Consider the following 18,656-nt stretch of genomic DNA (forward strand, 5'->3'; position numbering starts at 1 on the left):
TAATGGGGTAGGCACACACAATAAAGGCTTCTATGACTTGGATTATTACCAAATATCTCCTAACAGCGGGCATGGTTGTATTCATTTCTGAGGTTGCCAAACGAAGCGATCGTTTGGGCGGCTTTATTGCGGCTTTGCCACTGATGACTCTATTAACTTTAGTGTGGCTGTATGTAGAAAACCAGCCTGAAGAGAAAATTGCCAATCATGCCTATTACACATTTTGGTACGTTATTCCAACGCTGCCGATGTTTTTACTGTTTCCTTACCTGCTTCCTAAGTTAGGCTTTTGGCTAACAATGGGGGCTTGCGTGGTGACAACAGTTATTTGCTTTAGCTTATTTGCTTTGCTGATGAAAGGTTTTGGAGTTAATCTGCTTTAGGCAATGGCAGTTATTGGCCGATAGCAGCCATTGAGCGTCCCGTAACTAGACGCCGAATAAACTTGTTCCATTTAGAACAGACAATTACATATCCTCTATCTATCGAGGCTTGATATGAGCTGCCGCCCAATGGCCCATAAAAGACTCTTAGTCAATCCTTTTTACCTGGCTGCCTTAAAAAATAAACGCATAAAAACTAAATTTATTTAAATTAAAAACCCTGATAGCAACCAAAGCATCATCAAAAGACCGCCAAAGAAAATCACATAACCAACCAATGAGGACATACACAAAAAGTAGCCAGGCGGAGTTTCTGCGTTAGATAGACTTTTTATAAATTTTTTATGCTGAATTGCAGATAACAATGAGAGGCTTGTCCCAAGCAAGATCAAAGACATTCCAACAAAGGCTGAAATAGCAGAATGCATTGGATTAATTTGGTTTGTTAAATTAAAGAATCTTACAAACAAACCAAATCTTTCCACCACAAAGCCCAGCGCAATGAATGCTAGGGCAGATCGTTGCCACGCCAATAAAGTTCTTTCAGCAGCAAAATATACCCTAGGATCATCCAAATAAGACATTTTTCTTCCCAAGAATCAGAGAATTAAACCTGCAAATCTACAGCCAAATCAAGCTTTTAATCGGGCTTGATATTTCTTTGTGCGACTAAGGTTTTCCACTTTTGAATATCGTCACGAATAAATTTTGCAAACTGGTCTGAAGTTCCTCCAACAGTTTCCATACCCATATCAGCAAAGCGCTGCCTTACCTCAGGCTGGGACAAAATTTCATTAACATCCTTATTCAGGCGATCTACTATTTTTACTGGTAGCTTAGCTGGGCCAACTAGGCCAAACCATGTATACACCTCTGTGTTTTTATAACCCAACTCACCCAAAGACGGTACATCAGGCAAAAGGCTTGAGCGTGTGGAGCCAAATACTGCTAACACACGTATCTTTCCACTCTTCACATGAGGCAATGGAGAAATTATTGGATGAATTCCAGCATCAACCCTCTCCCCTAACAAATCAGTCACTGCAGGGGCGTCCCCTTTATAAGGAATGTGGTTTAAATTAGATTTAGCAAGGTTGTTAAACAACTCCAAAGCAAGATGAGGTGCTGTTCCATTTCCAGGGCTTGAAATATTTAAACCAGTAGGCTGCTTTGCAGATGCAGCCAATAGCTCGGCAACGGTTTTAATTGGTGAGTTCGCTGGCACCATTAAAAATAAAGGGGCCCTAACTACTTGCACAACTGGCGTGAAGTCTTTTAAGGTGTCGTAAGGAAGCTGTCCATACAGCGCTGGATTGGTTGTATGAGGTGCAGCAACCATTACAAAGTTATAGCCATCCGGCTCAGCTCTAGCAATTATTTCTGATGCTATCCGAATATTTGCCCCTGGCTTATTTTCAACAATAATTGTCTGTTGGAGTTTTGTTGATAATTTTTCTGCGATTAATCTAGTAGCTATATCGTTAGAGCCACCGGGTGCAAATGGAGAAATAAATTTTATTGATCTATTAGGCCACTCTTGCGCATTGGCAACTCCAGATGCAACAGCGATTACGCACATCAAAAACATTAATATTTTTTTCATATAACCTCTTTTATTGATTATTTTAAAATTCGCTTAGCAATATTCAGTAAGTGAATTTGGCTAGTCCCCTCATACAACCTAAATAAACGCACATCTCTATACAGCATTTCTATTGGGCCACCTGTATCCGCACAATATCCAGCACCCCCAAAAATTTGTACTACGCGATCTGCCACCCTTCCGCACATTTCAGAGGCATAGTATTTGCAAATAGATGCTTGAGTGGCAATATCCTCGCCTCGATCTCTCGCCCTAGCAGTCTCCAGAACTAAACTTTTCGCAGCCTCTATCTCAACCTTACTTTCCGCCAACATAGCCTGGATCAGTTGAAATTCAGCGATAGGTTTTCCAAATTGCTCACGCTTTTTAACATGGGCAAGTGCTTCATCAAGCAGGCGTATTGCCGGGCCAATACACAAGGCAGCCAAATTGATTCGTTGCTTATTAAGAGCCTTCATGGCAGTCGTAAATCCGAGGCCCAACTCACCGCCTAGAACATCAGAACCCGTGGCACGTACATCTTTTAAAAATACTTCAGATACTGGGGAGCCAGCTTGCCCCATTTTTTTGTGCTCTGGGCCAGTGCTAATCCCGGGAGTATCTTTGGAAATTAAAAATGCACTAATTCCCTTGTAGGATCGATCATTTAAGTCTGTTCTAGCAAAGACGGTAAAAAGATCTGCAATTGGGGCATTCGTTATATAGCGCTTTGTGCCATTAATAAGAAACCCTCCATCCCCATCCAACAGGGCCATTGACTTTAATGCAGTAGCATCTGAACCCGCCTCTGGCTCTGTCAACGCAAGGCATCCCGTTATCTCCCCCGATGCCAGCTTAGGTAGCCACTTTTCTTTTTGAGCTTGCGTACCATCTTGTACAAGCCCCTCAGAGCCAATACCTGTATTTGTTCCAGCCCTTGCTCGAAATGTAGTTGCCGCCTGAGATATTTCCATATTGGCAAGTGCCAACTCTTCGGTAGTGAGGCCGCTACCACCAAACTCCTGAGGGATGCTCCAGCCAAAGTAACCGTTAGTGCGCATCAACTCAACAATAGATTCAGGAATTTGATTGGCCTCCACCACAGCAGCCTCTGCTGGAATCGCTACATCCTTAACAAATTCACGGATACCCCTCAGTCGCTTCAGATTTAACTCGTCATTGGTTATCACTTGATCATCCTCTATTTAGAAAGGCAGTACCGCCATCTCGCTCAATATTTCGTTTTGCTTCCAGTAAGAATGGCAGCACCTTTTTACTAATCTCTAATTGAGTTGGCTTTGATCCACTCATCGTGCAATTTAATGCGACAAGGGGATCATCATTGCTGCCTACCCTTAGCGGCACAGCCACTGCATAAACATCAGACTCCCAATCTCCGCGACTTAAGCAATAGCCATTTTTTTCATAAAACTCTTGATCCCGATGAAATATCTGAATGTCACGGCGGTGCTGGGTTGGATTTGCGACTTTTAATCGATTCAGGATGGATTTTTGCTCTAGATCACCTGATGCAAAAATTAAGGCACGACCAATCGAAGTGGTGAGCAATGGCCTACTACTTCCAATATCAGGCTTTAAAAAATTTCCACGATCTAGCCGCAGCGCATCAACATAAATGACTTCAAGTCGTCCCAACATCCCCAAATTTACGGTCCACCTTGTTTTGGTAGCCAATTTTTCCATATGCGGCCTTGCAAGATGTCGAATATCCATTCCCGCTAACATTGGATATCCCAACATGAGGACACCGGGGGCAAGTCTGTATTTTTGTAAGCGCTCCACCCTGGCCAAATAACCCAACTTTTCAAGGGTATAAGTCAAGCGAGAAACCGTTGCTTTAGGCAAGGAAGTCTTTTCACATAGCTCACGATTACCCAGCAATTGATCGGTCGGGGTAAATGCACGCAACACATCTAACCCCCTGCTAAGGTTAATAGCAAATTGGCGATCAATCATGATTAGAGACAAATTTCAACATAATCAGATCCTCTTACTTTCTAATTGAATACACAATCTATTCCAGCCACTGTTTCGCTCTGCGAAACATTAACCCAAACAATATCAAATTTGATTCAATAGGGTTTTAGCTCACAAATTAGACAAATGATCTCTCGCCCACCATTGCTTCAAGATGTTCGGATTTTGGATTTATCCACAGTCATTGCGGCACCCTTTGCTGCCACTTTATGCGCTGATCTAGGCGCTACAGTCACGAAAATAGAATTGCCAGATGGATCAGATGCCTTGAGGGGTCTGGCCCCGACAACCCCCGAGTATGCGCTTTATTGGAAAGCGGTAAATCGCGGAAAAACAGGTATTACGCTTGATGTGCGAACAGCTAAAGGTAAAGAACTGTTTCTAAAGATACTCAAAAATACTGATGTATTGGTAGAAAACTTTCGCACCGGAACTATGGATCGATGGGGCTTAGATCTAAAAACGCTACTCGAAGCCAACCCCAAATTATTAGTTTTACGACTAACGGGATTCGGACAAACTGGCCCCTATGCAGCAAGGCCTGGATTTGCTCGCATTTTTGAAGCTATGAGCGGCTTAACCAATTTAATCGGAACTCCCACTAGTGGGCCACAACACCCCAATTTGCCTATAGGAGACTTAGTAGCCGGTTTATTTGGTGCACTGAGTATTTCTGCTGCGATTGCTTCCATCAGAAGAGATCCATCGCAGTCTGGTTTTGAAATTGATCTCTCTGCAACTGAAGCCGTATTTCGATTATTAGATCCGCTGGCTGTTGAGTATGAGGTTCTGGGAGTTAATAGAACACACAAAGGAAACCGTGCCAGCTATACAGCACCCTCAAACATGTATCAAACCAAAGATGGGCTCTGGGTTACGTTAGTAGCCTCCTCAGATGCGATATTTAAACGCTTATGTACGGCCATTGGTAAAAGTGAATGGGTTGATGACCCTAGATTTTCATCAAACCCCAATCGATGTATCAATGTAGTGGAGCTAGATACTGGAATAGCAAATTGGTTTGCGCACAATAGGTATCTCGAAATTGAAAAATTATTGAATGAAGCTGGCATCCCCTATACCAAAGTTTATGACATCAAAGATGTTCTAGATGATCCCCAGGTGAAAGCTAGAAATGGAATTATCCGACTGGTAGATACGGATCTTGGAAGCATTCCTGCACCATGTGTGGTGCCTCGAGTGTCAGATATTAAAATGGCGACCATCAAATCCGGGCCTAAGACCGGGGAAGATAATTCATCCTTTTACAAAACTCTTGGGCTATCTGATCAAGAAATAAATACCCTGGAGAAAGATGGGATTATTTAAACGCCGTCTTTAGAATGACTTTGTTAAAAAACGATGCTTAACATACGCCGATCAATACTCTTTGTAAGAACTTGAATCGCTTAATGAAATTAACGACACAATCTATTGCCAGCCCGATAAAAATAAAAGCCATCCGAGGAAGTTTTTAGCGTTACTTGGTGACTCAGGCTAGACTCGAGAACGGATAAAAGAGTTTCAATCTTTTACTCTACTCTCCGCTATTGGCTGATAATAGCCATTGAGCGTCCCGTAACTAGACGCCGAATAAACTTATCCCATTTAGAACAGGCAAAAACAAATCCTCTATCTATCGAGGCTTGATGGAATGATGATTTAAGAAGCATCTCCAGCATTAATAGATTTTGGTTTTGGGCATGTAGATCTCAGCCCATCTATATGCTCCAGTAAGTTTGGCAAAATTCGTCCCCACATAGGGTCAACAATAAAATCAATGCCTTCTCGTCTGGCCATTTTTGCAGCAGGCACAAAATCAGCATCACCAGCCATTAATACAATCTGGCTCACTTGATGCTTCATTGCCAAGGACGAAATATCGACTGCGATACGCATATCAACGCCTTTTTGCCTCACATTGGGCATAACATCATGCTCTGTTAACTGCTCAAACTTAACTTTCCCTTTAAGCATTAATTCTATTTTTTCAGGCTTAATGGTCCAAGGGGTTTCATTAGATAAATGCCCCAATCGAAGAGCTGTCTTGCGCTTAGCCTTTAGGTATTCATGAAGCTCATTTCTAAAAATAGCCTCCTGAGACTTTGAAAAATCAACCGCGCTTTTAGTTATGGGATTGTGTAATTTTTTATTTAAGGGAGTGCAATCATAGAAAAAAATTCTATACAACTCATGCTTTCTGCGTTCCTTGCCTTTTACGCCCTCAACCAAATGGGCTAGCGCACATCTGAACAAGAATTCAGATGCCCTCTTGGCATCATAAGAATTATGTGGCTCGATTTTCCGAAATCGCTTAATAAAATAAGCGCCATCTATCAGTATGGCTGTAGACATAACTTTGGCTCTTCAACAAAATAAAAAAGCCCAGGGGTTCGGCAAATCCTAGATGTTTGGATCGCTTACTGCCAAGGGCGGGATGAGTGAATAATACTCCCTAACAATTACACATTGCTAGTAAGGTTTACCCAAATACAACAAACATGCTTTAAAAAGCTTTAAAACGATGTTTCTGGGTAATAAATTAATTCCAAGATGAGATTGTTATCGCCAACACGACGCTGTCGATGCCATTCGGGAAATATTCGAAATCGCTGAGAGCCAACAGATTCGGTGCTTGTAGGGCGGTGGGTCGCAACCAGCTTAGACCCAATGTGCAGAACTGTTTTAGTCCTCTATCCTAGCTTTTCAATCCTCTGCTCTACCGACTGAGCTACCAGGCCAAGAGTTAGGATTATAAATGAAACTAATTTGTAGGATTAAAAACTGGGTTTACGATGGCAATTTACTCAATTGACTTATCAATCGGCATCCAAGAGGGCCGTATTTAAAGGGTCTTATGGAGTGTTTAGTAGTTCCCAGCAATCTGACTAGCTAATTGCTCGGCTTGCTTGGCAATAGCGCTTGCAGCAATGACATCACCCAAGCTTCCCATGGTTGCCGGTCCAATCATCCATAAACTATTCCACCGATCAGATGGTGAACGAATCACTCGGAAGCTTTCATCAACCGCGATAGCATGCCCAAGCGGGTCCCTGATCGCCAATCGGTTTTCAATGAGTTGATTTAGTAAGGGATCAGATGCAACGCCTGTGCAATTGATGATTCGATCTCCCTCAACATTAATTCCATTACCCAAGAGCACTCTCACCTTAGAGTCAGTACATTTGATTTCTATTGCACGCCCCAATACAAATTGAATTTGATTATTTGACTTCAGCTTTTCATATGCAGCTATCGTTTGTGGTGAGGCTCGAAAACGATATAAATTCCATAGCCAACCTACCCTCTTAAATAAAGTTCGCTTTTGATGCACGGAGAATTGTTGCCAAATGATATTAATATTTGTCCTCAACTCTTCCCATGCGCTCTGCCACTCTGTGCTCGTAGTGGATGTTGATGGCAAATAATCCCGTATGAAACGAATGAATTTAGCTGGACTTAAATTCTGCGGCCAAACGGGCTGAATCTTTCTTTCCCAATTCGCCTGGGCTGGAGGAAAAATGGCTCTCGGACTAATCACATATATTTGTCCAAGATGCTTACGCTCTACCAAATTATTAATGGCATCTAATGCTGTCAATCCTCCGCCAAGCAAAATAATGCTCTCATGGGCTTCGACCCCGACTAATCCATGTCCCGTCCAAGGGTTCTCGACAAGACATGATGCAGATAGATCAGGATAAGGATTAGTGACTACGCAAGGCCAAGTGGGTGGGGGATTGCCAGTAGCGATAATGACTCGCTTTGCACTTAATACCGCTTGGTTATCAAGAACAAGATTCCAAGAATTATCGGCCGAACTTAAGCTGACAACTTTAGCTTTAATTTGTTCAATGTCATCCGATTTAGTTTCGGCAGAAATCAGTTCAGAAACATACCGACCAAAATCTTGGCGACGATAAAAATATCCTGCATCTGTCTTTGCTTCTGGATCATTTACATGCTCTTTAGCCCACCTTGAAAAATGCAAGGGGTCATCTGAAAAAATGATTGGCAAATCCTCACGGATGTTTAGTCGAAAATGTAGATTGTCACAACCATATGCATTTCCCTTGCCTAGAGCGCCTGATCCAATCACCGTTATAGCGGTGGGTGCAATGCCCCTGCGCAAGAGATGCGCCACCATTACAGCTGCAGCAAAGCCGTCTCCAATAATCGCCAATTCTTTAATGTTCGACATGGGTCAGCCTAAATAGTAATTAGCCCCTATCTAGAGGACCGGGCCAAATGTAATTTTTTATAACTGTCGATTAAACGATGGTGCCTCTCTAAGCCCTCTAACTTCGTGCTTGTTGGAGTTAATCCAAAGAAGCGCACACTACCACTTACTGATCCCAAAACCGCATCGATTCTTTCCTTGCTAAACATACGTCGTAGATTTTGCAGATAGTCATTTAGCTCTAAATTCTCATCAAGCTCAATCTCAAGCACCGTATTTAAGGCCTGATAAAACAGTTTGCGTTCGACCGTATTGTCGTTGTATTGCAGAAAAGCGCCAACAAGTTCATGCGCCTCTTCAAATTGTTTCAATGCCAGATTAATTAAGAGCTTCAACTCAAGAACCGTTAATTGACCCCAGGGCGTATTCTCGTCAAACTCAATGCCAATCAATGTGGCGATATCACCATACTCATCAAGTTCATTATTTTCTAGATTTTCTAGTAGCTTCCTTAGATTGGCATTATCTAGTTTGTGTAGATTCAAAATATCAGCACGGAATAACAGGGCCTTGTTCGTGTTATCCCAAACCAAGTCTTCTATCGGGTACACCTCGGAATACCCTGGCACCAGGATTCTGCAAGCAATCGCTCCCAGCTCGTCATACACTGCTACATAAGCTTCTTTACCCATATCTTTAAGAATGCCAAACAGGGTTGCCGCTTCATCTCTATTGGAGTGCTCGCCATGACCTGAAAAGTCCCACTCAACAAAATCGTAATTTGATTTAGCGCTGAAGAATCGCCACGACACAATGCCGCTAGAGTCGATAAAGTGCTCAACAAAATTATTTGGCTCAGTCACTGCCTCACTAGCGAAAGTAGGCGGCGGTAAATCATTCAAGCCTTCTAGACTACGGCCTTGCAGAAGTTCAGTTAGGCTCCGCTCCAGGGCGACTTCCAATCTTGGATGTGCCCCAAAGGATGCAAATACTCCGCCCGTTCTTGGGTTCATAAGAGTAACGCACATAACAGGATAGATGCCGCCTAATGATGCGTCTTTTACCAACACCGGAAAGCCCTGCTCTTCAAGACTCTGAATGCCCGCCAGAATACCGGGGTATTTTGCAAGCACTTCTTGTGGCACGTCTGGCAAAGCAATTTCTTCTTCAATAATTTGACGTTTAACTGCTCGTTCAAAAATCTCTGACAAGCATTGCACCTGCGCTTCAGCAAGCGTGTTGCCAGCGCTCATGCCATTACTGACATACAAATTTTCAATTAAGTTGGATGGGAAATACACAGTCTTACCGTCTGACTGACGCACATATGGCAAAGAACAAATTCCCCGCTCTACATTGCCAGAATTGGTATCGATTAAATGTGAGGCTCGCAGTTCACCATCGGCATTAAAAATCTCTAGGCAATACTCATCCAGAATTTCTTTAGGTAGCGCATCTTTTGGTCCTGGCTTAAACCAACGCTCATTTGGATAATGAACAAAATTGCTATTGGCTATATCCTCACCCCAAAATGCACCAGCATAAAAATGGTTATTGCTGAGTCGCTCGATATACTCGCCCAAGGCTGAGGCTAGCGCGCTTTCTTTTGTGGAGCCTTTGCCATTGGTAAAGCACATTGGCGAGTGTGCATCGCGAATATGTAAAGACCATACATTAGGAATCAGGTTACGCCATGAGGCAATTTCAATCTTAATTCCTAGATTGGCGAGCACACCAGACATATTCGCAATGGTTTGCTCTAGCGGCAAATCCTTACCTGGAATAATGGTGCTTACATCTGAGGCCGAGTTCAAAGTTAAAAGGCTCTGCGCATCAGCATCGAGATTCTTAACCTCTTCAATGACAAACTCCGGGCCCGCCTGCACGACTTTCTTGACCGTACAGCGCTCGATGGATCGCAAGATACCCTGGCGATCATTGGCAGAAATATCTTCTGGCAATTCAACCTGAATTTTGAATATCTGTTGGTAACGATTTTCTGGGTCGACAATATTATTTTGCGAAAGGCGAATGTTCTCGGTTGAGATATTGCGTGTGTCGCAATACAGCTTTACAAAATAGGCGGCACATAAAGCGGAGGAAGCCAAAAAGTAGTCAAAAGGTCCCGGGGCTGAACCATCCCCTTTATATCGAATGGGCTGATCAGCAATTACCGTAAAGTCATCGAACTTGGCTTCGAGACGCAACTTATCGAGAAAGTTAACCTTTATTTCCATGGGAATAATTCCGAAATGATGTGAACGCAATGATCCGTCGCAATGTCAATGCTGTGCGCCACACCAATAGTCCCAAAGAACATTACAAGGGACTCATACTTGGTGTTTACTGCTCGGCTTTATTGCGTGACGTGTCGATTCCTAAAGCTTTTAACTTGCGGTAGAGGTGTGTGCGCTCTAAACCAGTGTATTCAGAAATCTTAGTCATGCTACCACCCATGATGATCATTTGATGCTCGAAGTAGGCTTTTTCGAATAAGTCTCTGGCCTCACGAAGCGGCAAATCAAAGTAAGTTTTTGCAATCCCACTAATGTACTCACCCTCTTGTACTTGAGTGACTTTCTCACTGGCTGCCACTCTGGGGGTGGGGCTAGATGAGGACGCAGAAGACGATCTTTCCTCAACAGGCTCAATAAACTTAGGCGCACTCTCAAGAGCCTTGTTAACAGTTTTGAGTAATTTTTGAAGCGCGATGGGCTTTTCCAAGAAGTTAAGTGCGCCAATGCGGGTAGCTTCAACTGCGGTATCAATCGTGGCATGGCCAGACATCATGACTACTGGCATCGTGAGTTGACCCGTCTTGGACCACTCTTTTAATAGGGTAATGCCATCAACTTCAGGCATCCAAATATCAAGCAAGACAAGGTCTGGACGCATTTGTTCGCGGATTGTGCGAGCCTGCATAGCGCTCTCAGCCGCATAAACAGTGTGGCCTTCATCCGTCAGAATCTCATTAAGAAGCTCTCGGATTCCCATCTCATCATCGACCACCAAAATACTTGCCATACTTATGCTGCCTCTTTTGCCAGATTCATAAACAAAATTGATACTTGTGCGCCGATCACTTCATCCCCTCGAATACGGTTCCGAACCTCAATTTTGGCGCCGTGGTCATCTACGATTTTCTTCACTACTGCCAGACCCAATCCAGTGCCCTTACTCTTTGTTGTTACGTACGGCTCAAAAGCCCTTGCCAATATCTTAGCTGGAAATCCTGAACCGCTATCACTTATCGTTAGGCGCACCGCATTCTGTGACACATCATTGACTTCGCCGTAAGGCACTATTTCAGTTTTGACTTCGACTGGCTCAGCTTGATGCTCACCCTCAAGAGTAGCATCTTGTGCGTTCTGCAAAAGATTATGAATAATCTGTCTAAGTTGCGTAGGATCACCCATAATATTTGGGATGCGCTCATCAAGCTGAGTTTTTATGGGGCTTCCCTCATATAAACCCAAAATCTCCTGTATCAAGGCGTTGATTGAGACTGACTTTAGTTGTGGGCTTGGCGTTTTTGCAAAATCCCTAAAATCATTCACCATCTCTTTCATTGCCTGGACTTGTCCGATGATCGTTTCAGTACTACGGTTCATCATCTCTTCTTGCTCGGGGCTCAACTTCCCTGCTAACTTATGCTGCAATCTCTCTGCTGAGAGCTGTATTGGGGTTAGCGGATTCTTAATCTCGTGCGCCAGGCGCCTAGCTACCTCACTCCAGACAATTGAGCGCTGAGCGCTTACTACATCAGTAATATCATCAAACACCACCATACATAAATCCGCAGTTAACTCGGTTCCGCGAATAAATAAAGTAACGCCAGGTTCATTCTCAAACTCGTTTGTACTATGGAGCTGAATCTGCTTTTGCCACACTGCCGCTGGTTTCTTGGTATCTAATTGAGGCTGACTACTCTCTACCCCGACTGCTAGCTTCATGGTGGCAAAGCCCTCTTTAATTGCCTGATCAAACTCAACAAGACTTGGGCTTTCACTTAAAGGGCGTCCATCCATTTGCGTTAAGTCTTGCCCAAAAATGCGATCAGCCCCTGCATTGCTTGAAACCACATTGAAGTTTTTATCGAAAATACAAACGCCAGCAGTTAAATTGCCTAATACTGTTTCTAAGAATGATTTGGATTCCTGGAGAGATGTCCTGGTATCGGCCAGCTGACGAGTCATCACATTAAATTGACGAGTTAACATTCCCAGCTCATCGCCAGTATCCAACTCTGGTTTGGGAGATAAGTCACCCTGAGCAACAGCCTGCGTCCCCCGTAACAACATCAACAAAGGCCTTGCAAGCTGACGGCCCAAGGTCAAAGCCAAAGTAACTGCAACAAATAATGCAAAAAATAGAGTTAATGTAAGCGTACCTACAAACATTTTTCTTAGGCCAGTTCGGCCCAAGGACTTCTCTTGATAATCGCTATAGGCTGACTCAACTGCAACAATATTTTTAGCCAATGGTCCGGGAATAAAACGCACTAACTGCAAAAAATATTTATCTTCTACCTCTTTAGCAGAGCCTGATTTACCGGAGAGCTGTTTTTTACGAATAATCGGCACAATTGCTCTCACTCGATAAGCACGCTGTCCACCTTCTACTTCAATTTGCTCTACAGAGGTGATGCCCTTCTTTTTAAATGCCTCAGTAATGGTATCGGGGGCAGGTGCAGGCAGATATTTCTTAGGCCGCGATTCACTGGTTAAGATCAAGTTACGCTGGATACCAAAAAGGCTTACCTCTTGAATGCCAAATTGATTGCGAATCTTCATCACCATGGAGCCAACTTGCTCAGAACTTGTGCCCGATGGAACTTGGGTAATTTGCTCAGCAATGTAATTGCCTTCAGCCAAAATCTCCTCCTGAGCAACGCGCAGAGTAACGCGCCCCAGCTCAAGCCCAGCATCTAATGCTGACTCTACCTGCACATCAAACCATGTTTCAATACTGCGAGAAACGAACTGCAAAGAGACGCCATACAAAATTAAGCCTGGAACGACGCCAACCAAAGCAAAAATCATGGCTAGCTTGGCAACTAAGCGGGTACCAAACCGTCCCTTACGCCAACGAATGGCAATGACTATCACCAAGGTCAAAATGACTAGCGTCAAACAAATGCCAATGATGACGTTGGCCGCATAGAGCCAAATAAAATAGTTATCAAAGAACTCGGTGTTGGATGTTGCAATGGATAGCAAGACTAGCAATAGGAGCGCAAAAGTACCAATTACTGCCATTGCTATCGGCAGTGCGCGTCTTTTCCAAGCATCCTTCTCAAACGCATTTGATCCAATGAAGTCTAAAGAAATCTTCATCGTTTAATCAGGTTGGGGCCGGTTGGTAAAAATGGAAAGCGAACCCAATCACTTGTGACATTCCAGTCTCGATTGTTTAGTGCATTTACCTGGAATGGCTTGGGTAGCCTACTCAAATCTAGAGTCATTTTGAGCGCTGCAGTGTAAGACTTGCTTGCGTCAATTTGGCTGCCATCAATTACCCGCCAACCCCCAATGCTCCCTACTGCCTGTAAGGCCTCAAATATAGTTTTTGCAGAAAAGGTAAAGCCTTCAGAGGCTATGCGATATTGCTGAGTCATGGGCTGATAAGACAAGCGTGTTAGTCGCTGAGCCATCGCAGGCTTTTCATCAAACCAATACCAACGCGAACGAGTTACATCAAACTCAGTCTGAAAATATAAGACAACCCCTTTTTGAACTGCGTCTTCTAGACCCGGGCTCAATTCAATCTTAAATGTAGCATTTAATAGCCAGTCGTTATCCACCCGCTCTAGCTCAGCAGATTTAAGCTTGATCCCCTCTGCATTTGCAACTGCTGAAAATAGACTCAGCGCTATCAAAACACAAAGGGTGAATTGTTTAATGCATTGGCTCATGGCCCTTTTTTCTTAAACAAGGCATAGAAAAAACCATCATTTAGCTCGGCGGGCAAAATTTGTCCGGGAGCGCTCAATCGTAACGCATCGGGATGCTCATTCGCAAACCAAGCGGCCTGCTCCTCGCCCTCTTCCGGAAATACGGAGCAAGTCACATACAAAAGCGTGCCGCCCATTTTGAGCATCTTCCACGCTTGCTCCAAAATAGCGCGTTGCCTCAACTGTAGCGCTTTAATATCTGCCTCACGACGCAAGAAGGGGATATCGGGGTGTCTTGCAACAATGCCAGATGCTGAGCAAGGCGCATCCAATAAGATTTTGTCAAACGGCTTACCATCCCACCAGGCTGACTTTGAGGCGTCGCCACGCACCACCTGAACGTCGTCAGATTGCAATCGCAAGCGATCTAAATTACCGCCAATTTTTCCAAGACGCTGACCATCCAACTCCAATGCAATCATCTCGCATTGCGCCAACTCCAATAAGTGAGCGGTTTTTCCACCAGGCGCAGCACAAGCATCCAATACGCGCTCTCCCAGTTTTGGGTCAAGCAATACCGCCGCAATTTGAGCCCCTGCATCTTGAACAGAAACAGCGCCACTATAAAATCCCGGCAAATCGGATACCGGCACAGGCTCACGCAAGACCAAAGCAGAATTCAATGGGATTCCAGCAATGCTATCAATGGGCTCAGAAACGATGCCGGCCTGATGCAATAACTCTTGATATTCCTGACGCGTATGCTGCTTGAGATTCACCCGCAAAATTAAGGGTGCACGTTGGGCCTGCTGAATCAGCATAGCCTGCCAAGACTTCGAATAGTTACGTTTCAAACTAGCCCGCCACCAGGGCGGAAAAAACATAGGAATGGGGTCTGGCGGATAAGGTTTCTCATTCTCAGCCTGCACTGCCAGACTAACCTTGCGCAGTACAGCATTCACTAAGCCCTTGGCATACATTGTTGGCTCATATTCACTGCAAGCCTTTACTGCCTGATCAACGATCGTATGAGCCGCATAGCCTTTACCCTCCGCACCACTTTGTAAGAACAAGGCGATTGCTACGCTTAATAAGTACTCTACTTCTACTGGTGGAGTCTTTGGAATGAATTCCTTAATGAACTCATGAGATCTCACCCACTTACGCAAAGCGTCAAATGTAAGGCTTTGAACGATAGGGCGTTCGTGCGCATCCAGCTGATCCAAAACTTCTGTAAGTGATCGACCCGCCATCACCTCACCAATTGCTTGCGCAGAAATAGTGATCGCCTCGGATAGAGGAAGACTGCGTGGTGTTTTTTGATCAGTCAAATTATTCCGCTCCGGGGTAAACCCCGTTTTTAGACATGCTAATTAATCGAGCTACCCGCTCCTCCATTGGGGGATGGGTAGAAAAAAGTTGTGAGAGGCCACCAGCGGTAAGAGGGTTAATGATCATCATTTGCGCCGTCTCAGGATGCCGCTCAATGGCTTGAAATGGGATACCTTGAGCATAGGCATGAATTTTTTGCAGGGCCTGTGCGAGCGACTCAGGATCAGAGCTCATTTCCGCTCCGCCACGATCGGCTTCATATTCGCGCGCCCGAGAGATGCTCATTTGAATTAGGCTTGCTGCCAGAGGCGCCAAAATCATTACCGCCAATGCCGCAATGGGATTGCCTTGCCGACCCTCTGAATTTCGACCACCAGCAAACATCGCTAAATTTGCCAACGCAGAAATGGCGCCGGCCATAGTTGCTGCGACAGTAGAAATCAAAATATCTCGGTGCTTTACGTGTGCAAGCTCATGCGCCATTACACCGCGCAATTCACGGGGCGAAAGAACTCTGAGGATGCCGGTGGTTGCTGCAACAGCAGCATTCTCCGGATTGCGACCGGTTGCAAATGCATTGGGCGCATCCTCATCAATTAAAAATACTTTAGGCATGGGGAGTCCAGCCTTTTCAGCCAGCTCTTTAACCATGGCATAAAGCTGCGGAGCAGAATGCTCATCCACTTGCTGTGCATTTGTCATCCTGAGGACCATCGTATCTGAGAACCAGTAGCTAAAAAAGTTCATTCCGATTGCGATCAGCAGCGCAATCAACATCCCCTCTTCACCACCAAGCATGCCACCAACCACTATGAAGAGCGCAGTAATTGCCGCCATCAAAATCGCGGTCTTTGCTAAATTAAACATTTACGTCTCCTTGCTTGTTTGCCGCCTTTTCAAACCTCATTAAATTAGGTGCACTTATTCCACCAGGAATGCACAGACTTGCAGAAATCTTTTTCCCGCCTGGTTTTTGCATTTCTAAAATCTCAATCACGCCCTCACCACATTGAACATACACGCCATCAGCACTACAGCCTACAATTTGTCCAGGCTTGGCATCTGGATCTATTTGCACTTGCTTGGGCAAACAAGAGTTCCAAAACTTGAATTGCTCGCCTTGAAGGCTGCTCGTCGATCCGGGAAATGGATTGAAAGCTCGAATGCGTCGATCAATTTCAACTGCACTTAACTGCCAATCAATTTCTGCCTCGTTCTTTAATATTTTTTCTGCATAGGTAATGCCGATACTTGGCTGTGGAGTTCTTGCAATGACAACATCCTTATCTAGATCATTCAGAACCTTCACCATCAACTCAGCACCCAGCTTAGCAAGCCGATCGTGAAGTGTTGCGCTAGTTTCGTCAGATGCGATTTTCAAATCACCCACCAAAACGGTATCGCCAGTATCTAGACCCGCATCCATTTGCATGATGCTCACACCGGTGCAGGCGTCACCACTCTCAATAGCGCGCTGGATTGGGGCTGCGCCGCGCCATCTTGGTAACAAAGATGCGTGAATATTAAAGCAGCCATACCTACCATTGCGAGACGCGATGTCCAGAACGTCTTGAGGAAGAATTAATCCGTATGCAACCACTACCATTGCATCAAAATCAATGCCAGATAAATATTGATATGCTTCAAGCGCTGCCGCTTGTTTCTGCAAGTCAGGATGACTCTGTTTAAGAGATGCCGGTTGCAATACAGGAATATTTTTTTCTTGCGCAAATAGTTTTACGGGGCTCGCCTGCAGATGCATGCCGCGACCAGCACGACGGTCTGGCTGGGTAAGCGCTAAAACAATTTGATGCCCAGCCTTTTCTATTGCACGCATTGCTTGCGCAGCAAACTCTGGGGTACCAGCAAAAACAATTTTCATTGGGCGCTTAGCGCTCGCCTACTAATTCTTTTGCGCGCTTTTTCATTTTGAGAGAAATACGATTGCGCTTCAACATCGAGAGATACTCAACAAACACCTTGCCCTGCAAGTGATCCATCTCGTGTTGCAAGCAGACTGATAACAAGCCATCTGCCTCTACTTCAAATTCTTTTCCATTGATGTCGAGCGCTTTTACTCGAACTACCGCTGGGCGATCAACTTCATCGTAATACTCTGGCACAGAAAGACATCCTTCGCGCCATGATTTTTTTTCTGGGCTTGCCCAAACTAATTCTGGATTGATGAATACCATTAACTCGTCTTGATTATCTGAAATATCAATCACCACAATCCGCTCATGAATATCAACCTGTGTTGCAGCCAAACCAACCCCCGGCGCTTCGTACATTGTCTCGGCCATATCGGCCACAATTTTTTTGATGCGTGCATCTACCTGCGCCACGGGTTTAGCAACCTTAAGTAGGCGTGGATCTGGATAGCAAAGGACAGTTAATAAAGCCATATCGGAATTATCCAACAGAGTAATAAAGCTGTCCTGATAGTTCTCTATACGCCCATGCTGAAAATTGCTTTATGAACAAGCCGAAAAATTCAGACATCATCCAAATTCACCAAAACTCCGCTGGCTATCCAGCTCGCCTATTAAATTTATACGATCCTCCCAACTCAATCTATATATATGGTGATATTCGCTTGCTGGATTTGCCGATGGTTGCCATTGTTGGATCCCGCAAGGCCAGCCAAGAGGGAATCAAAAATGCCCACTATTTTGCGCAAGCCCTATCTGCAAAGGGCTATCTCATTATTTCGGGCTTAGCCAGGGGTATTGATGGTGCCGCCCACTTGGGCGCCCTTGGACAGAAGCAGGACCGACCAACCATCGCAGTATGCGGAACGGGGCTGGACATTGTGTACCCCAAAGAGCATCAAAGATTGGCCCAAGCCATTGGTAGCAGCGGCTTACTTGTGTCTGAATTAGAGCCAGGATTGGGGCCAAAAGCCTGGCACTTCCCACGCAGGAACCGCATTATTGCCGCTCTAGCCCTAGGTATCCTGGTAATCGAAGCAGCTGAGCGCTCTGGCTCACTGATTACAGCCAAAATAGGGCTGGAGCTTGGCCGTGAGATCTTTGCAATTCCCGGGTCAATACATCACCCCCTATCAAGGGGCTGTCACCAGCTACTTCAGCAAGGGGCCAAACTCGTCCAATCCCCAAAAGATATCCTGGAAGAGCTAGAAAATTGGTGAAAAGGGCATTTAAACCCTTTTAAAGGCCTATTTTGGGAAAATTTAAGGCATTACAAGCGCATTCCAAAACCCCAAAATATGAGGATTTTGGACTTTTGTTAATTTATCGGTTAATAATAAAAAAGGGGTGTGGGAAA

17 protein-coding genes are annotated in these 18,656 nt (G+C 44.6%); 3 read left to right on the top strand and 14 right to left on the bottom strand.

Annotation, left to right across the window (positions count from 1 at the left end):
• Positions 1-32: 32 nt before the first annotated feature.
• The gene (locus FD975_RS10320) at positions 33-383 is read left to right on the top strand and encodes a DUF3147 family protein (protein ID WP_215302292.1); all 351 of its coding nucleotides are present in this window, start codon (positions 33-35) and stop codon (positions 381-383) included.
• Positions 384-589: 206 nt separating this feature from the next.
• Here FD975_RS10320 and FD975_RS10325 read toward each other — a convergent pair whose 3' ends face one another.
• Genes FD975_RS10325 through FD975_RS10340 form a run of 4 tightly spaced genes read right to left on the bottom strand, consistent with a single transcriptional unit; the run spans position 590 to position 3,942 of the window.
• Positions 590-967, bottom strand: coding sequence for a YidH family protein (locus tag FD975_RS10325; RefSeq protein WP_215302293.1), 378 nt, complete (start codon positions 965-967; stop codon positions 590-592).
• A 56-nt stretch (positions 968-1,023) separates the two neighbouring features.
• Positions 1,024-1,986 (bottom strand): tripartite tricarboxylate transporter substrate binding protein, encoded by a 963-nt coding sequence (locus FD975_RS10330; protein WP_215302294.1) that lies wholly within the window; start codon positions 1,984-1,986, stop codon positions 1,024-1,026.
• Positions 1,987-2,003: 17 nt separating this feature from the next.
• Complete coding sequence (locus FD975_RS10335; RefSeq protein WP_251371200.1) at positions 2,004-3,155, bottom strand: acyl-CoA dehydrogenase family protein; 1,152 nt, start codon at positions 3,153-3,155, stop codon at positions 2,004-2,006.
• Between the two features lie 4 nt (positions 3,156-3,159).
• Entirely contained in the window at positions 3,160-3,942 is a 783-nt protein-coding gene (locus FD975_RS10340) for an IclR family transcriptional regulator (protein ID WP_215302295.1), read from the bottom strand.
• A gap of 147 nt (positions 3,943-4,089) precedes the next feature.
• Here FD975_RS10340 and FD975_RS10345 point away from each other — a divergent pair, with 147 nt between their 5' ends.
• A complete protein-coding gene (locus tag FD975_RS10345; protein ID WP_215302296.1) occupies positions 4,090-5,292 on the top strand; it encodes a CaiB/BaiF CoA-transferase family protein in 1,203 nt (400 codons plus the stop codon).
• Between the two features lie 333 nt (positions 5,293-5,625).
• Here FD975_RS10345 and FD975_RS10350 read toward each other — a convergent pair whose 3' ends face one another.
• From FD975_RS10350 to def, 10 genes are all read right to left on the bottom strand, one after another.
• Entirely contained in the window at positions 5,626-6,318 is a 693-nt protein-coding gene (locus tag FD975_RS10350; RefSeq protein WP_215302297.1) for an NYN domain-containing protein, read from the bottom strand.
• Between the two features lie 511 nt (positions 6,319-6,829).
• On the bottom strand, positions 6,830-8,164 hold the full coding sequence (locus FD975_RS10355; RefSeq protein ID WP_215302298.1) for an FAD/NAD(P)-binding protein: 1,335 nt from the start codon (positions 8,162-8,164) through the stop codon (positions 6,830-6,832).
• Positions 8,165-8,190: 26 nt separating this feature from the next.
• A complete protein-coding gene (locus FD975_RS10360) occupies positions 8,191-10,380 on the bottom strand; it encodes an OsmC domain/YcaO domain-containing protein (protein WP_215302299.1) in 2,190 nt (729 codons plus the stop codon).
• 106 nt (positions 10,381-10,486) lie between these two features.
• A complete protein-coding gene (locus FD975_RS10365) occupies positions 10,487-11,167 on the bottom strand; it encodes a response regulator (RefSeq protein ID WP_215302300.1) in 681 nt (226 codons plus the stop codon).
• A 2-nt stretch (positions 11,168-11,169) separates the two neighbouring features.
• Positions 11,170-13,401, bottom strand: a complete 2,232-nt coding sequence (locus FD975_RS10370; protein ID WP_371743410.1) for an ATP-binding protein — start codon at positions 13,399-13,401, stop codon at positions 11,170-11,172.
• Between the two features lie 74 nt (positions 13,402-13,475).
• Positions 13,476-14,057 carry a DUF4390 domain-containing protein gene (locus FD975_RS10375; protein WP_215302302.1) on the bottom strand — a complete coding sequence of 194 codons (582 nt, stop codon included), beginning with the start codon at positions 14,055-14,057 and terminating at the stop codon, positions 13,476-13,478.
• On the bottom strand, positions 14,054-15,367 hold the full coding sequence (gene rsmB / locus FD975_RS10380; RefSeq protein ID WP_215302303.1) for a 16S rRNA (cytosine(967)-C(5))-methyltransferase RsmB: 1,314 nt from the start codon (positions 15,365-15,367) through the stop codon (positions 14,054-14,056). Before rsmB ends, FD975_RS10375 begins: the two co-directional genes overlap by 4 nt.
• A 1-nt stretch (position 15,368) precedes the next feature.
• Entirely contained in the window at positions 15,369-16,235 is an 867-nt protein-coding gene (gene htpX / locus FD975_RS10385; protein ID WP_215302304.1) for a zinc metalloprotease HtpX, read from the bottom strand.
• On the bottom strand, positions 16,228-17,250 hold the full coding sequence (fmt, locus tag FD975_RS10390; protein ID WP_215302305.1) for a methionyl-tRNA formyltransferase: 1,023 nt from the start codon (positions 17,248-17,250) through the stop codon (positions 16,228-16,230). The genes htpX and fmt overlap by 8 nt, the downstream gene beginning before the upstream one ends.
• Positions 17,251-17,257: 7 nt before the next feature.
• Complete coding sequence (def, locus tag FD975_RS10395) at positions 17,258-17,773, bottom strand: peptide deformylase (RefSeq protein WP_215302306.1); 516 nt, start codon at positions 17,771-17,773, stop codon at positions 17,258-17,260.
• Positions 17,774-17,844: 71 nt separating this feature from the next.
• On the opposite strand from def, the gene dprA reads away from it, so the two are divergent.
• Positions 17,845-18,519: a DNA-processing protein DprA gene (gene dprA, locus FD975_RS10400; protein ID WP_215302307.1), complete on the top strand. Its 675-nt coding sequence runs from the start codon at positions 17,845-17,847 to the stop codon at positions 18,517-18,519.
• Positions 18,520-18,656: the final 137 nt, after the last annotated feature.

Source organism: Polynucleobacter sp. AP-Jannik-300A-C4, assembly GCF_018688335.1.
Taxonomy (GTDB): Bacteria; Pseudomonadota; Gammaproteobacteria; order Burkholderiales; family Burkholderiaceae; genus Polynucleobacter.